The sequence below is a fragment of the Streptomyces sp. HUAS MG56 genome (genome assembly GCF_058673395.1).
This window is the reverse complement of sequence record NZ_CM178722.1, coordinates 2,103,279-2,119,215: the sequence shown is the minus strand read 5'-3', so window position 1 is coordinate 2,119,215 and position 15,937 is coordinate 2,103,279. Positions and strand designations below refer to the sequence as shown.

The 15,937-nt window shown below is 71.5% G+C and carries 13 protein-coding genes and 1 pseudogene; 12 read left to right on the top strand and 2 right to left on the bottom strand.

Annotated features, from left to right (window positions below; all coding sequences use genetic code 11):
- The first annotated feature begins 18 nt into the window (after positions 1–18).
- The 11 genes from AC4OXY_RS10260 (at position 19) to AC4OXY_RS10210 (ending at position 12,178) form a co-directional block, all read left to right on the top strand.
- A complete protein-coding gene (locus tag AC4OXY_RS10260; protein WP_491993734.1) occupies positions 19–1,581 on the top strand; it encodes a glycosyl hydrolase 53 family protein in 1,563 nt (520 codons plus the stop codon).
- Positions 1,582–1,773: 192 nt separating this feature from the next.
- Positions 1,774–2,061: an ArsR family transcriptional regulator gene (locus tag AC4OXY_RS10255; protein WP_356023625.1), complete on the top strand. Its 288-nt coding sequence runs from the start codon at positions 1,774–1,776 to the stop codon at positions 2,059–2,061.
- Positions 2,062–2,129: 68 nt separating this feature from the next.
- A complete protein-coding gene (locus AC4OXY_RS10250; protein ID WP_491993733.1) occupies positions 2,130–2,528 on the top strand; it encodes a CrcB family protein in 399 nt (132 codons plus the stop codon).
- Between the two features lie 59 nt (positions 2,529–2,587).
- Positions 2,588–3,424: an undecaprenyl-diphosphate phosphatase gene (locus AC4OXY_RS10245; RefSeq protein WP_356023629.1), complete on the top strand. Its 837-nt coding sequence runs from the start codon at positions 2,588–2,590 to the stop codon at positions 3,422–3,424.
- 174 nt (positions 3,425–3,598) lie between these two features.
- Positions 3,599–4,279, top strand: coding sequence for a FadR/GntR family transcriptional regulator (locus tag AC4OXY_RS10240; RefSeq protein WP_356023764.1), 681 nt, complete (start codon positions 3,599–3,601; stop codon positions 4,277–4,279).
- Entirely contained in the window at positions 4,276–5,715 is a 1,440-nt protein-coding gene (locus AC4OXY_RS10235; RefSeq protein WP_356023631.1) for an amino acid permease, read from the top strand. The genes AC4OXY_RS10240 and AC4OXY_RS10235 overlap by 4 nt, the downstream gene beginning before the upstream one ends.
- A 41-nt stretch (positions 5,716–5,756) precedes the next feature.
- Entirely contained in the window at positions 5,757–6,773 is a 1,017-nt protein-coding gene (locus AC4OXY_RS10230) for an asparaginase (protein WP_356023633.1), read from the top strand.
- 60 nt (positions 6,774–6,833) lie between these two features.
- Positions 6,834–8,243 (top strand): aspartate ammonia-lyase, encoded by a 1,410-nt coding sequence (gene aspA, locus AC4OXY_RS10225; protein WP_356023635.1) that lies wholly within the window; start codon positions 6,834–6,836, stop codon positions 8,241–8,243.
- Positions 8,244–8,293: 50 nt separating this feature from the next.
- On the top strand, positions 8,294–9,232 hold the full coding sequence (locus AC4OXY_RS10220; RefSeq protein ID WP_356023637.1) for a glutaminase: 939 nt from the start codon (positions 8,294–8,296) through the stop codon (positions 9,230–9,232).
- Positions 9,233–9,374: 142 nt separating this feature from the next.
- The gene (mptB, locus tag AC4OXY_RS10215) at positions 9,375–10,778 is read left to right on the top strand and encodes a polyprenol phosphomannose-dependent alpha 1,6 mannosyltransferase MptB (RefSeq protein ID WP_491993732.1); all 1,404 of its coding nucleotides are present in this window, start codon (positions 9,375–9,377) and stop codon (positions 10,776–10,778) included.
- Positions 10,775–12,178: a glycosyltransferase family 87 protein gene (locus AC4OXY_RS10210; protein ID WP_491993731.1), complete on the top strand. Its 1,404-nt coding sequence runs from the start codon at positions 10,775–10,777 to the stop codon at positions 12,176–12,178. The genes mptB and AC4OXY_RS10210 overlap by 4 nt, the downstream gene beginning before the upstream one ends.
- 59 nt (positions 12,179–12,237) lie before the next feature.
- Here AC4OXY_RS10210 and AC4OXY_RS10205 read toward each other — a convergent pair.
- Positions 12,238–12,933, bottom strand: a pseudogene (locus tag AC4OXY_RS10205) (D-alanyl-D-alanine carboxypeptidase family protein); the annotation flags it as partial.
- Between the two features lie 251 nt (positions 12,934–13,184).
- Complete coding sequence (gene rho / locus AC4OXY_RS10200) at positions 13,185–14,333, bottom strand: transcription termination factor Rho (RefSeq protein WP_491993730.1); 1,149 nt, start codon at positions 14,331–14,333, stop codon at positions 13,185–13,187.
- 331 nt (positions 14,334–14,664) lie between these two features.
- Between rho and AC4OXY_RS10195 the strand changes: the two genes are divergently transcribed.
- Positions 14,665–15,927 carry a cytochrome P450 family protein gene (locus AC4OXY_RS10195; RefSeq protein ID WP_402069366.1) on the top strand — a complete coding sequence of 421 codons (1,263 nt, stop codon included), beginning with the start codon at positions 14,665–14,667 and terminating at the stop codon, positions 15,925–15,927.
- The last annotated feature ends 10 nt before the right edge of the window (positions 15,928–15,937 follow it).

Sequence of the window (15,937 nt, the reverse complement as noted above, 5' to 3'; positions counted from 1 at the left end):
TCGAAGGGACGACGGACGATGAAGTTCCATCCCGGACGCACCACCAGAGCCCTGCTGCTGCCGCTCACGGCCGGGCTCGCCCTCACCTTCCTGCCCGCGCAGGCCGCCCACGCCGCGAGCACGCTGACCAACAGCGGCTTCGAGGCCGACGGCACCGGCACGGCCACACCCACCGGCTGGTCCGAGTACGGCGACACCGGGGCCTCGTACACCGAGTCCGGCGGCCACAGCGGCAGTTACCGCCTCACCCAGTACGCGGCGTCCGCCTACAAGGTGGAGACGTACCAGTACGTGTCGGGCCTGACCAACGGCGACTACACGTTGACCGCCTGGGTCCGCTCCAGTGGCGGGCAGAACGCCGCGTACATAGCGCTCAAGAATTGCGGGAGTGCCGAACAGCGCACCGATCTGCCCCTCTCGTCCAGTGGGTGGATCCGTATCGTCACGCCGATCAAGGTGACGAACAGTCAGTGCACCATCAGCATCAACAGTGACGCGAATGCCGGCAACTGGATCAATGTTGACGATCTGACCTTCACATCCGGCACCACCGGCACGTCCATCCACGGCGCCGACATCTCCTCCCTCGCCAAGAGCGAGGCCAAGGGCGGTGTCTACAAGACGAGTTCGGGCACCACGGGCGACGCCCTGGCCATCCTGAAGTCGTACGGCATGAACTACGCCCGCCTGAAGGTCTGGGTGAACCCGGCGGACGGCTTCAACGACAGGGCACACGTCCTCGCGATGGCCAAGCGCATCAAGGCGCAGGGCATGAAGCTCCTGGTCGACTTCCACTACTCGGACACCTGGGCGGACCCCGGAGCCCAGACCAAGCCGGCCGCATGGACGGGCCATACATACAGTCAACTCAAGACGGACGTGTACAACCACACGTACGACGTCTTGAACGCGTTGAAGGCTCAAGGAACCACCGCCGACATGGTCCAGATCGGCAATGAGATCAATGGCGGCATCCTGTGGTCCGAGGGCTCCACGTCCAACTGGAGCCAGCTGGCCGGTCTGCTCAACTCGGGCTACGACGCCGCCAAGGCGGTCAGCTCCTCCACGGTCGTCGCGCTGCACCTGGCCAAGGGCGGTGACAAGTCCGGCACGGAGTGGTGGTTCGACAACGCGGTCGCGAACGGCGTGAAGTTCGACGTGATCGGCCTGTCGTACTACGGCTACTGGCACGGCCCGCTCTCCGACTTCCAGACCACCCTGGACGACGCGGCTTCCCGCTACGGCAAGCCTGTCTTCGTCGCCGAGACCGCCTACCCGTTCACACTGGCCAACAACGACGCGCTGGAGAACCAGATCGACACCACCGCCAAGCTGGTCTCCGGCTACCCGGCGACCGTGGCCGGCCAGACCAAGTGGATGAACGACGTCGCGAGCATCGTGGAGGCCGTCCCGGGCGGCCGTGGCCTCGGCGTCTTCTACTGGGAGGGCACCTGGACCGCCGTGTCCGGCAACGGCTGGGACCCGACCGACGCCACCTCCGGCAACGGCTGGGAGAACCAGGCCCTGTTCGGCTACGACGACAAGGCGCTCTCCTCCATGACGTGGTTCAGCCACCGCTGAACCACCCCAGCAGGGGGCCCGGCCGTAAGGGGCGGCCGGGCCCCCGTCGTCGTACACGGCCCGGGCCCGTTACTCCTCGGCCGCATGCCCGTCCCGTACCGGACAACGGCCGTCGAGTGCCGCACACGACGGCGTCGCCCGGGCCACAGTGGGAACACTGCGTACGAGGAGGCGGCGACGGAGGGCGGACGGATGACGGGAGCACCCTCGGGCCGGATACGGCGCACCATCCTGGAGTGGCTCAAGGACCCGGCGGCCCACTTCCCGGCCCGCGGGCGCGGCGACCTCGCCGAGACCGGTGTCACCGCGCGGGCCGTCGCCGTCAAGCTGGGCGTCCCGCCCCGCACAGCCCGCGCCCACCTCGACTTCCTCACCCGCCTCGGCCTGCTGCGCACCCGCCGCGTGCGCTGCCGCGTCTGCTACCGGCGCGACGAGATCCGCATCGCCGAGGTCGCCCGCGTCTTCGAGAAGGGCTGGTGAGGCCCGGCCCCGGGAGCGGATCCGTGTTCCGGCCCCCGCCCGCCGGGGGCAGCAGGTAAGAGTTCGTCGTGAACTTGCCCATGATGACCGCGGAGGTCGTGGCCGGCGCGCTCCTGGGCCACCTCGCCGACCGCGCCGTGCGGGCCCGCCACGACTCGGTCGTCCCCTGGGGTACGTTCGTCGCGAACAGCTCCGGGCGCCTCGTCCTCGGGACGTTCGCAGCTGTCGTGTCCACCGGGGTCACAGGCTTTCACCTGCAACTTCTCCTGGATGCCGGACTGTGCGGGGCGCCGGCGCCGTGCGCCGCCTTCTCCGGCGAGACCCTGCGGCCGACCAGGGTCGGCTCGGGGCTCTACGCTGCCGTCAACGTCGTCGCGAGCGTGGCGGCCGGGCTCGCTGCAGCGCTCGCGGGGTTCGCCCTCGCCGGTACGTTGTTTGCCTGGCTCTTGCCCTACGGTCGGGCATAGTAAGACCGTCTACAGCACTGTCGACCAGCCGTTCCTCCTCTTCCCCAGAACTGGATCCCATGAGCGCCATCTCCGTCGGTCAGGCCGTCGTCCTCGGAGTCGTCGAGGGGGTGACCGAGTTCCTCCCGGTGTCCTCCACCGGTCACCTGAAGATCACCGAGGGGCTCATGAACATCCCCGTCGACGACAAGTCCGTGGTCGGCTTCTCCGCCGTCATCCAGGTCGGCGCCATCGCCGCCGTGCTCGTGTACTTCTTCAAGGACATCAAGCGCATCGTCTCCGCCTGGTTCCGCGGTCTGACCAACCGCGAGGAGCGCTATCACCACGACTACAAGTTCGCCTGGTGGGTGATCGCCGCCACCATCCCGATCGTCATCGTGGGCCTGGCCGCCAAGCCGCTGATCGACGGCGCCCTCGGCTCGCTGTGGGTGGTGGCCGGCTCGCTGATCGTCGGCTCCGGCGTGATGTGGGCGGCCGACCAGATGGGACGGCACAAGCGCGGCGAGGACGACACCTCGTTCAAGGACGCCATGTGGGTCGGCTGCTCCCAGATCCTCGCCCTGCTCTTCCCCGGCTTCTCCCGCTCCGGCGCCACCATGTCCACCGCGCTCATCCTGGACCTCGACCGCGTGGCCGCCACCCGGCTGTCGTTCTTCCTCGGCATCCCGGCCCTGACCGGCGCAGGCATCTACGAGCTGAAGGACGCCCTCGGCGCCGGCGTGGGCGCGGCCCCGCTGGCCGTCGGCACCCTCGTGTCCTTCGTCGTCGCCTACGCCTCCATCGCGTGGCTGCTGAAGTTCGTCGCCAAGCACTCCTTCAACGCGTTCGTGATCTACCGGATCGTGATCGGCGTGGGCCTGCTCGGCCTGCTCGCCACGGGCGTGCTCAGCGCCTGACCGAAGACCGCTGATCACCCACGGGGTGCGGATGCCTGTTTTCAGGCATCCGCACCCCGTGAATGTTTCCTTACCGGATGCCTTGACAGTATCTGCGGGCAACCCGCAGGATCGTCACTCGTGAACCTGTCAGACAGCCAGACAGGTGGTCGGAGCCCCCGGCGCGTGAGCGCCATGGAAGCTGTACTCGGCCACCTCCGCGGCGCCATCGAACGCGGCGACTACGCCATCGGTGACAAGCTCCCCTCCGAGGCCGAGCTGTGCCGCACCCTTGAGGTGTCGCGGCCCGTGCTGCGCGAGGCGCTGCGGGCCCTGCAGACGATGGGCCTCACGGTCTCCCGGACCGGCAAGGGCACCTTCGTCGTCGCGAACGCCGTCGAGGACCCCACCTTCGGCGACTACGCGGCCAGCGACCTTCTGGAGGTGCGCCGGCACATCGAGATCCCGGTCGCCGGGTACGCGGCCCTGCGCCGCACGCCCGAGAACCTGGACCACCTGGCGCACCTGCTCGACCGCATGGAGCGGGAGACGGACACCACCGCGTGGGTCGCGATGGACACCCTCTTCCACCTCGCCGTGGCCGAGGCCGCGCAGAACCCGGTCTTCCGCCGGGTCATCGAGGAGATCCGCGACGCACTGGCGCGTCAGTCGGCCTTCCTCAACGAGCTGGGCGGCCGCCGCGAGCAGTCCAACCGCGAGCACCGGGAGATCGTCGAGGCGCTGATCGACGGTTCCGAACCCGACGCGGTGGAGGCGATGAGCCACCACCTGGACCGCGTCGAGACGACCCTCACCGACATCGTGCGTCCCCAGCGGACGCACGACCTCCCCACGGAAGGCGGACCCGAGGCGTGAGCGAGCAGCACCTCAAAGACGAGACGCGCCCCTCGTCCGGCCATGTCGACGCCGGAGACGCCGGCTACAGCAAAGGCCTGAAGCACCGGCACGTCAACATGATCGCCATCGGCGGGGCCATCGGCACCGGCCTCTTCCTCGGCGCGGGCGGCAGGCTCGCCGACGCCGGACCCTCCCTGTTCATCGCGTACGCCGTCTGCGGCCTCTTCGCCTTCCTGGTCGTGCGCGCCCTCGGCGAGCTCGTCCTGTACCGCCCGTCCTCCGGCGCCTTCGTGTCGTACGCCCGGGAGTTCCTCGGGGAGAAGGGCGCGTACACCGCCGGCTGGATGTACTTCCTGAACTGGGCCACCACCGGTATCGCCGACATCACCGCGGTCGCCACGTACACCCACTACTGGGGCATGTTCTCGGACATCCCTCAATGGTTGATCGCATTGATCGCGCTGGCCGTTGTGTTGACCGTCAATCTGATCTCGGTCAAGATCTTCGGCGAACTGGAGTTCTGGTTCGCGATCGTCAAGGTCAGCGCGCTGGTGATCTTCATGTGCATCGGCATCTTCCTGCTGGTCACCCAGCACCCGGTCGACGGCCACCAGCCCGGCCCGTCCCTGATCACCGACAACGGCGGCATCTTCCCCAACGGCCTGCTGCCGATGCTGCTGATCATCCAGGGCGTCGTCTTCGCCTACGCCTCCGTCGAACTGGTCGGCGTGGCCGCCGGCGAGACCGAGAACCCCGAGAAGATCATGCCGAAGGCGATCAACTCGATCATGTGGCGCGTGGGCCTGTTCTACGTCGGCTCCGTCGTCCTGCTCTCGATGCTGCTGCCCTGGAACGTGTACAGGTCCGGCGAGAGCCCCTTCGTGACGGTCCTGTCCCACATCGGCGTCCCGGCGGCCGGCGGCGTGATGAACCTCGTCGTCCTCACCGCGGCCATGTCCTCGCTCAACTCCGGCCTGTACTCCACCGGCCGCATCCTGCGCTCCATGGCCATGAGCGGCTCGGCGCCGAAGTTCACCGGGAAGATGAGCAGCAGCCAGGTCCCGTACGGCGGGATCCTGCTCACCAGCGGTATCTGTGTCCTCGGTGTGGGCCTCAACTACGTCGTCCCCGCCGACGCGTTCGAGATCGTCCTCAACTTCGCGGCGATCGGCATCCTCGCGACCTGGGGCATGATCATGGTCTGTCACGCGCTCTTCTGGCGGAAGACCCAGAAGGGCGAGCTGACCCGGCCGTCCTACCGGCTGCCGGGCTCCCCCTGGACCGAGATCGTGACGCTGGCGTTCCTCGTCTCCGTCCTGGTCCTCATGTACGCCGACGGCGGCGCCGGACGCACCACCGTGCTGTGCCTCCCGCTGATCGTCGCAGCGCTGGTCGCGGGCTGGTACGCCATCCGCGGCCGCATAGCGCGCTCGTCCACCGGCGCCGACGCGTGACCCGCGAACCGGCCCGCACCGACCCACCGATACAGGCAGTGATGTACAGCAGTTCCCCCGCCGACGCACCCGTCGTCCGCGAACCCCTCCACGCTCCCGTCGCCCACCTCGTCCGCGGCGGGGTCGTCGAGGGCATCCACTACGGCTCCGTCGTCGTCCTCGGCGCCGACGGCCGGGTGGAGTTCCAGCTCGGCGACATCGAGGCCGCCTTCTACCCGCGCTCGGCCGTCAAGCCGCTGCAGGCCGTGGCCATGCTGCGGGCCGGGCTGCCGCTCGACGGCGACCTGCTCTCGCTGGCCGCCGCGAGCCACTCCGGCGAGGAGCGCCACCTCGCCGGCACCCGGCGCATCCTCGAACTCGCCGGACTCACCGAGGACGACCTGCGCAACGTCCCCGACATGCCGTTCGACCCGGTCGTCCGGGACGCCTGGGTCCGCGAGGGCCGGCTGCCCTCCCGGCTCGCGCAGAACTGCTCCGGCAAGCACGCGGCCATGCTGTGGACCGCCCGGCTCAACGGCTGGACGCTGGAGGACTACCTCGACCCGGCGCACCCGCTCCAGCAGGCGATCCAGGAGATCGTCGAGGACCTGACCGGCCAGCGCGTCGCCCGCGTCACCGTGGACGGCTGCGGGGCGCCGCTGTTCTCCATCTCCCTGCACGGACTCGCCCGCGCCCTCGCCCGGATCACCTCGGCCGCGCCCGGCACGCCGGAGGCCGAGGTCGCCGACGCGATGCGCGAGCACGCCGAGATGGCCTCCGGCTCCGGCCGTGACGTGGCCGCGCTGATGCGGGCCGTGCCGGGGCTGCTCGCCAAGGACGGCTTCGAGGGCGTGCAGGTCGCCGCGCTGCCCGACGGCCGGGCCATCGCCGTGAAGATCGCCGACGGGGCGAACCGGGCGCGGATCCCGGTCGCCGCGGCCGCGCTCGCGCGCGCGGGCGTGGATCCCGGGCTGCTCACCGAGTTCGCGGGCGAATCGCTGCTCGGCGGCGGGAAGCCGGTGGGGTGCGTGCGCGCTGTCCGCGCACTGGACCCGGTTTCGCAGCCCGCGTGTGCGTAGTCCGCCGTCACTGAACCCCGATCACCCTCACCCCCTCAGAAACAGAGGACCTGAACCCTCATGACCGCCGCCACCCGCAGCGAGCACGATCTGCTCGGCGACCGTGACGTACCCGCCGACGCCTACTGGGGTGTGCACACCCTTCGGGCCATCGAGAACTTCCCCATCACGGGTACGCCGATCTCCGCGTACCCGCATCTGATCGACGCCCTGGCCGCCGTCAAGGAGGCCGCCGCGCTCGCCAACCAGGAACTGGGGCTGCTGGCGCCCGAGAAGGCCGGGGCGATCGTCGCCGCCTGCCGGGAGATCCGGGCGGGCGCGCTGCACGACCAGTTCGTCGTCGACGTCATCCAGGGCGGCGCCGGTACGTCGACCAACATGAACGCCAACGAGGTCGTGGCGAACCGGGCGCTGGAGCTCCTCGGGCACGAGAAGGGGCAGTACGCGTATCTGCACCCCAATGAGGACGTCAACCTGGGGCAGTCAACCAATGACGTCTACCCGACCGCCGTCAAGGTAGCGACGGTGTTCGCGGTACGTGGACTGCTCAAGGCCATGGCTGTACTGCAGGACTCGTTCGCCCGCAAGGCCGTCGAGTTCCGTGACGTGCTCAAGATGGGCCGTACACAGTTGCAGGACGCCGTGCCGATGACGCTCGGCCAGGAGTTCTCGGCCTATGCCGTCATGATCGAGGAGGACCGCAGCCGTCTCGCCGAGGCCGTCGAGTTGATCCATGAGATCAACCTCGGCGCCACGGCCATCGGCACGGGACTCAACGCGTCCCCGGGCTACGCCGAGGCCGCCCGCGGGCACCTGTCGGCGATCACCGGGCTGCCGCTGGTCACCGCGGCCAACCTGGTCGAGGCCACCCAGGACTGCGGTGCCTTCGTCCAGATGTCCGGCGTGCTCAAGCGGATCGCGGTCAAGCTGTCCAAGAGCTGCAACGACCTGCGGCTGCTCTCCTCCGGACCGCGCGCGGGCCTCGGCGAGATCAACCTGCCGCCCGTCCAGGCCGGTTCGTCGATCATGCCGGGCAAGGTCAACCCGGTCATCCCCGAGGTGGTCAACCAGGTCGCCTTCGAGGTGATCGGCAACGACGTCGCCATCACGATGGCCGCCGAGGCCGGACAGCTCCAGCTCAACGCCTTCGAGCCGATCATCCTGCACTCGCTGTCCGAGTCGATCACGCATCTCCAGAGTGCCTGCCTGACGCTGGCCGAGCGCTGCGTGAACGGCATCACCGCCAACACCGAGCGGCTGCGCGCGAGCGTCGAGAACTCCATCGGCCTGGTCACGGCGCTCAACCCGCACATCGGCTACACGGCGGCGACCGACATCGCCAAGGAGGCTCTCGTCACGGGCCGCGGCGTGGCCGAACTCGTGCTGGAGAAGGGCCTGCTGCCCGCCGAGCGGCTAGCCGACCTGCTGCGCCCCGAGGTCCTCGCGGGCAGCGGAGCACCGGTCGCCTGACCTGCGGCAACGCACGCTCGATTACGCTCCGGGACCGGCTGGGAGGCACAATGGCGATCATGACAACGACGTCGTCCCACACCTTCCTGCCGGTCCTGGAGCGCATCGCCGAGGAGATAGGCCACACCCCCGGCCGCGGCCGTCCCGCCGACTACATCCCGGCTCTCGCCGCCCGCGATCCGCGCAGCTTCGGCATGGCGGTCGCCGAGCTGGACGGCACCGTGTACGGGGTGGGGGAGTGGCGCGAACCGTTCTCCACGCAGTCGATCACCAAGGTCTTCACGCTCGCCCTCGACCTGGCCCGCGAGGGCGACGAACTCTGGGAGCACGTGGGCCGCGAACCCTCCGGCAACCCGTTCAACTCCCTGGTCCAGCTGGAGTACGAGAACGGCATCCCGCGCAATCCCTTCATCAACGCGGGCGCGCTCGTCGTCACCGACCGCCTCCAGACCCGTACCGAGGACGCCGCCGGACAGCTCCTGGACTTCCTGCGCGCCGAGAGCGGCAACCCGGCACTGGACTTCGACCACGAGGTCGCCGCCTCCGAGACCGCCTACGGTGACCGCAACGCCGCACTCGCCCACTTCATGGCCTCCTACGGCAACATCGACAACGACGTGACGGTGCTGCTCGACCAGTACTTCCGGCAGTGCTCCGTCGCCGCCTCCTGCGCCGACCTGGCCCTCGCCACCGGCTTCCTCGCCCGGCACGGTATCCGCGCCGACGGCTCCCGGCTGCTCACCCGCAGTCAGGCCAAGCAGGTCAACGCGGTCATGCTGACCTGCGGGACGTACGACGCGGCCGGCGACTTCGCCTACCGCGTGGGCCTGCCCGGCAAGAGCGGAGTGGGCGGCGGCATCATCGCGGTCGTCCCGGGCCGCTGCACGCTGTGCGTGTGGAGCCCCGGCCTGGACGAGCGCGGCAACTCGGTGGCCGGAGTGGCGGCGTTGGACCGCTTCACGACGCTGACTGGTTTGTCGGTGTTCTGAGCGGTTCGGGAGGTTCGGTTCGGGAGATCCGCGCTGGGTGGGGCACTGTTCCTCACACGCCGGACACGTCCGGGCCGCCCTTCGGTGGTGGGACCGTAGTCTTCCGGCCACCCGACGTCGACACGCTGACTCAGTGTTGGCCATGGCATTCCCCGTCGATCTCCGCCGCTGTCAGCTGCTCGGGCTGGCCGGTACCGCCTTCCTCGCGTTGGGCGGTGAGACCGCCGGTGCCCTGCCCGTGCAGGATCTGCTGGCCCCCGCCTCGGCGCAGGCGGCGCTCGGGCTGGTCGGCGTGTACTTCGGTGTCGTCCTGCTGATAGCGGCCTGGGTGCTGCTCGGCCGCCTGGTGCGCGGACCCCGGCCGCCCAGCCCGCGCGCCCTGCTGCTCGTCCTGGCGGTATGGACGGCCCCGCTGCTGCTCGCGCCGCCGCTGTTCAGCCGGGACGTCTACAGCTATCTCGCGCAGGGCGCCATGGTCGACGCCCACATGGACGTCTACGCCCATGGCCCGGCCCAGCTCGGCGGCCCGCTCGCCGACGAGGTCGCGCCCACGTGGCAGCACACCGGCGCCCCCTACGGCCCCGCCTTCCTCGGGCTGGCCTCCGCACTGTCCGGGCTGACCCGCGGCGAACTGCCCGCGGGCCTGCTGGGCATGCGCCTGGTCGCGCTGCTCGGCGTGGCGCTCATGGCGCTCGCGCTGCCCCGGCTCGCCCGGCACAGCGGCGCCGACCCGGCCGCCGCCCTCTGGCTCGGCGCCCTCAACCCGCTGGTCCTGCTGCACCTGGTGGCGGGCGCCCACAACGACGCCCTGATGCTCGGTCTGCTGGGGCTCGGCCTGGTCGCCGCGCGCGGCCGCCGGCCGGCCGCCGGGATCCTCGCGGCCACCCTCGTCACACTGGCCGCCCTGGTCAAGGCGCCGGCGGCGCTCGGCCTGCTCGCGGTGCTCGCGCTCCAGCTCCGCTCCGGCCGCCACCCGCTGCCCGCCGTCCTGACCACAGCCGGCGCCGCTGCCGCGACGACAGTCGCCGCCACGGCCGTCGCCGGCACCGGCTACGGCTGGATCGGCGCGCTGGCCACCCCGGTCTCCCCGCAGAACTGGGCCCTGACGAGCCTGCTCGGCCGGGCCACCGGCGCCCTGCTCCACCACCTCGGCAGCGGTCTGGCCCCGCTCGCCGTCCCGGCCTGGCACCTGCTGGGCCTCGCGGTCACCGCCGTGGTCGTCGCGCTGATATGGCTCCGGCTGCGCCTGAAGCCCGTGTACGCGCTCGGTCTGAGCCTGCTGACCGTCGCCGTCTTCGGCCCGGCGATCCGCCCCTGGTACCTGCTGTGGGGGCTGTTCCTCATCGCCGCCGCCGCGCCCGAGACCTCGGTACGGCACCGGGTCGCGGCCCTGGCCGGCGTGCTCGCTCTCGCCGTCCTGCCCAGCGGCGGCCCCGCCGACCTGGGGCAGCTGGTGCTCGCCGTCTCCGGCGGGGTCCTCGGCGTCGTCGTGCTGTGGCAGGCCCACCAGGCGGCGCAGGCCCCGGCCCCGGGACGTCCCGCATGAGCGCGCTGACCGGTCCGATCGGGCCGCGTACCCGCAGGGGCCGGCTGCTCCTGGTCCTCGCCCTCGCCGCGGCGGTCACCGTCTTCACCGCGACCGTGCCGCTGCTGCGCGACTTCTTCGACCTGCGCGTCTACTACGGCACCGTGCACACCTGGGTCCGCCACGGCGGCCGCATCTACGACTACCACGTGCCCGGCACCGCGTACGGCTTCACCTATCCGCCGTTCGCCGCCCTCACCATGCTGCCGCTGGCCCCGCTGGGCCGGACCGCCGCGATCGCCTTGTCCCTCCTGATCAACCTGGCCGCGCTGGTGGCGGTCCTGCGGATCCTCGCCGGTGCCGGCTGGCGACGGCACGGCTGGTACCGCTGGGCGCTGCTGCTCTGTCTGCTCGCGCTGTTCGAGCCGCTGCGGGACACCTTCAGCTTCGGCCAGGTGAACCTGGTGCTCCTCGCCCTCGTCCTCGCCGACTGCTGGCTGCTGGCCACCGGCCGGGGGCGCTGGGCCGGTGCCGGGATCGGGCTGGCCGCCGCCGTGAAGCTGACGCCCGCCCTGTTCATCGGCCTGCTGCTGCTCGCCGGGCGCCGCCGCGCGGCCGCTGTCGCGACGGCTGTCGCCGCCGCGGCGACCGCGCTCGCGGCCTGGGCCGACCCGCGGGCGTCCCACTACTACTGGACCGAGGCCCTGTGGGACACCAGCCGGGTGGGGCGGCTCGACTACGTGTCGAACCAGTCGCTCCAGGGCGTGCTGGCCCGCCTCGGCGAGACCGGCCGCCCGCTGTGGGCGACGCTCGTCCTGCTGACGCTGTGCGTGTGGGCCTGGCGGACCCGGCGGGCGGTGACGGCCGGCGACTGGACGGCGGCCTTCGCGCTCACCGGGGCGGCGGCCTGCCTGGTCAGCCCGATCACCTGGGTGCACCACCTGGTGTGGCTGCTGCCGTCCTTCGCCGTGCTGGTCCGCGCAGGGCGCCCGCGGATCGCGGGCGCCCTGTACGCGGTGCTGTGCACGAGCGTGGTGTGGCTCTGGTACGACGGCGCCTCGGGCGTCGGCGGCTTCCTCGGCAGCAACGCCTACACGTGGATCACGCTGGGCCTGCTGCTGGGGTTGCCGACGGGTCAGCGGCGCGCGGCCTTGTTCCTGGCCCGCCGCTGGAGCGCCAGGGTCAAGGCGCCCGCGCCGAGCCCGGAGAGCCCCGCGATGACCGCCGTGCGCGGCCAGTCCACGCCGTCGCCCGGTGCCTGCGACGCGGCGGCGGCCACCGGTGCGGCCGGGGGCTTGGCCGGGCGGGACGTGACACGCAATCCGTCCAGCGAGCCGACCGGATCCACCCGCCCGGCCGCGTCGAAGCCCCAGTCCAGTAGTTCGCGGGCCTCGTCGTACACCGTGAAGCCGCCGCCCTGAGGGTTCATCACGGTGACGACGAGCGTGCGTCCGCCCCGGTCGGCCGCGGCCACCAGGGTGTTGCCCGCATTGCTGGTGTAGCCGTTCTTGATGCCGATCAGGCCCCGGTACGGCTGCACGCCGTTCGCGCCGGTCAGCAGGCGGTTGGTGTTCTGGATCCCGAACGACCAGCCGTCGGCCGGGAACGTGGCCTGGGCGGTGGAGCAGTAGCGGGCGAAGTCGGGGTTGCGCAGTCCCTCCCGGCCGAAGACCGCGAGGTCGTACGCCGAGGACACCTGGCCGTCCGCGTCGTAGCCGTCCGGGGAGACGACATGGGTGTCCAGGGCGCCGACCGAGCGGGCCTTGGCCTGCATCCGCGTGGCCGTGGCGTCCCAGCCGCCGGCCATCGAGGCGAGCACGTGGACGGCGTCGTTGCCGGAGCGGAGGAAGACCCCGCGCCACAGGTCGGCCACCTGATAGGTCTGGCCCTCCTTGATGCCGACCATGCTGCTGCCCGCGCCGATGCCCGCCAGGTCCTCGTTCCGCACGGTGTGCCGCATCCCGCTCGGCAGCGTCGGCAGCACCGTGAGGGCGAACAGGGTCTTCAGCGTGCTGGCGGGCGGCAGTCTGCGGTGGGCGCCGCTCGCGGCCAGCACGTCCCCGGTGCGGGCGTCGGCCACCACCCAGGACAGCGCCGACACGTTCGGCACCTCGGGCGCGTCGCGGTGCGGCCGGACCTGTGTGCCGGAGCCGTAGAGCAGGGACGGTCCGGGCATCCTCGCCCTCGGGCCGGCCGGGGCCGGCTCCCCGGGGGACGGGACGGGGGCCGCGGCATGGTGCCGGGCGGAGGCCGCGGCCGGTGAGAGCGTCAGGACCCCCGCCGCGCACAGGGCACAGGCCGTGACGGCCGCCCGTTGAGAAAGTCCGTTGAACATACAGATCAACGTACGAATGGGGCTGCCGCTCCTCGCGCGCTGCGGTCCGTTCGGCCCATGCGAGCAACCCGGACGAGGCACCCCGGGCGGGTTCAGCCGGCGGGCAGGGTGGGCCGGATCTGCCGCAGGAACGTGGCGTTGTCCGGTGTGGCGCGCAGCCGGTCCAGCAGGGTCTCCAGGCCGGACGGACCGCCCTCGCGACCGCGCAGCACCCGGCGCAGACCGTGCGTGGCCGTCAACTCGGCCGGGGCGAGCAGGAGTTCCTCGCGGCGGGTGCCGGTCGCGTCGATGTCGACGGCGGGGAAGTGGCGGCGGGCGGCCGCCTCCCGGTCGAGCCGCAGCTCCATGTTGCCGGTGCTCTTCAGCTCCTCGAAGTAGTACTGGTCGGCACGTGAGCCGGTGTCCACCAGCACGGTGGCGAGGATGGTGAGCGAGCCGCCCTCCTCGGCCTGGCGGGCGGCGCCGAAGAACCGCTTCGGACCGAGCAGCGCGCCCGCGTCGACACCGCCGCTCAGGGTGCGCCCGCCGGCAGCGGAGGCGTTGTTGTGGGCCCGGCACAGCCGGGTGAGCGAGTCCAGCAGGACGACGACGTCCTCACCGGCCTCGACCAGGCGCTTGGCCCGCTCGACGAGCAGCTCGGCCAGCGCGATGTGCTCCCTGGGGCTCCGGTCGAACGTGGAGGCGTACACCTCGCCGCGCACCGAGCGGCGCATCTCGGTGACCTCCTCGGGCCGCTCGTCCAGCAGCAGGACCATCAGCCGGCACTCCGGGTGGTTGCCGGCCACGGCCGCGGCGAGCTGCTGGAGCAGCACCGTCTTGCCGGTCTTCGGCGGGGCCACGACGAGTCCCCGCTGGCCCTTGCCGACCGGCGCGAGGAGATCGGTGACGCGGCCGGCCAGCCCGGCCGCGGGGTGTTCGAGGCGGATGCGGTCGTGCGGGTGGAGCGGGGTGAGGTCGCGGAAACGGCGCCGCTCGCGCACGTCCGCCGGGGCACGGCCCTCGACGCGAGAGACCTCGGTCAGCGCCCGCTTCTCGCCCCGGACGCCCTCGACGAGGTCGCCCTTGCGCAGTCCGTGGCGGCGGATCAGGGCCGCCGGGACCTGGGGGTCGGCGGGGGTGGCCAGGAGGTTCACGGGCCGCAGGTGCCCCTTCCCCTGCGCGTCGATGTCGAGGACACCGGTGACGAGCCGGGCGGCCGGGGCCTGCGGGGCCATGGGAGGGTGTTCGAGTGTGGTGGTCATGGTGCGGAGTCCTTTCGCGGACGGAAGAGAAAGCGTGGGAAGGGGGGAGAGGCCGCGAACGGGAGGCGCGTACGGCGCGTACGGCATGCCTCCGGGCGGCGGGAACGGCACCTCGGGTACGGCGGAAACGCCCTGGTCACGAGGTGGTGCTGAGAGGAAGCCCGGGCCGGTCGAACGCCATGGCCGAGGGGCTGGCGGAGAAGTGCGCGACACCGGTGTCCGTACGACGGGACACGCACATGCGCTGATCGCACTATACCCGTGCGTCCGCTTCGGTCAACATGATGGCGTCCGCGTTCATTCCCGGCCCGCCCGACCGTCAGGAGAATCCGTGGAGACCCCTCCCGCCCGGCCCCCGTACCGTCTGGACCCCTCCGGCGGCTGCCCGCACGCCGTCAACGCGCGGCTGCTGGCCGACGGAGCTGTGGCCCCGGTCGAACTGCCCGGCGGCATCGAGGGGATGGCCGTGCTCGGGCACGAGGCGCTGAAGGAGTTCCTCCAGCACCCAGAAGTCGCCAAGGACGCACGGCACTTCACGGCCCTGCGGGAGGGCCGGATCGGCCCCGGTTGGCCGATGCTGACCTTCGCGACCGTGCGGGGCATGACCACCGCGGACGGCGACGACCACCGCCGCCTGCGGTCCCTGGTCAGCCGGGCCTTCACGCCAGGCAGGGTGGCCGAACTCCGGCCTCGGATCGAGGAGTTGACCGAACTTCTGCTCGACGATCTCGCCCGCGCCGCCGACGCCGGTGACGGTGTCGCCGATCTGCGGCGGCACTTCGCCCTGCCGCTGCCGATGGCAGTCATCAGCGAACTCCTGGGCGTGGACGCCGAGTTCCGCGACCGGCTGCACCACCTCAGCAGCCAGGTCGTCGCCACCGACATCACACCCGCCCGGGCCGTCGCCGCCAACCGCGAACTCGTCGCCGTACTGGACCGGATCGCGACGGCGAAGGCAGCGCACCCGGGCGACGACCTCACCAGCGCGCTGATCGCCGCCCGCGACGAGGGTGGCGACCGGCTCAGTGACCAGGAGCTGATCGGCACCCTCGTCCTGATGATCGTCGCCGGACACGAGACCACCCTCAACCTCGTCACCAACGCCGTACGCGCCCTGTGTGCCCATCGCGACCAGCTCGACCTCGTGCGCACGGGCAGGGTGCGCTGGGCGGACGCGGTGGAGGAGACGCTGCGCTGGGACGCGCCGGTCAGCTACTTCCCGTTCCGCTATGCGGTGCGGGACCTCACCGTCGACGGCACCCGCATCCCCGCGGGCTTCCCCGTCCTCGCCGGCTACTCCGCCGCCGGCCGCGACCCGGCCGCGTACGGTCCCGACGCCGACCGCTTCGACGTCACCCGCCCCGCCCGAACCGACGCCGTGCGCCATCTCTCCCTCGGGCACGGCGCGCACTACTGCCTCGGCGCGCCGCTGGCCCGGCTGGAGGCCGCTGTCGCGCTGGAGCGGCTGTTCACCCGCTTCCCCGGCCTCGAAGTCGCCGCGGCCGAAGCCGATCTGCTGCCGCACTCCGGCTTCGTGGGCAACAGTGTGCGCACCCTGCCCGTCCGGCTCGCCCCCGCCGGCGCCCGAGGGTGACCTCTACAAC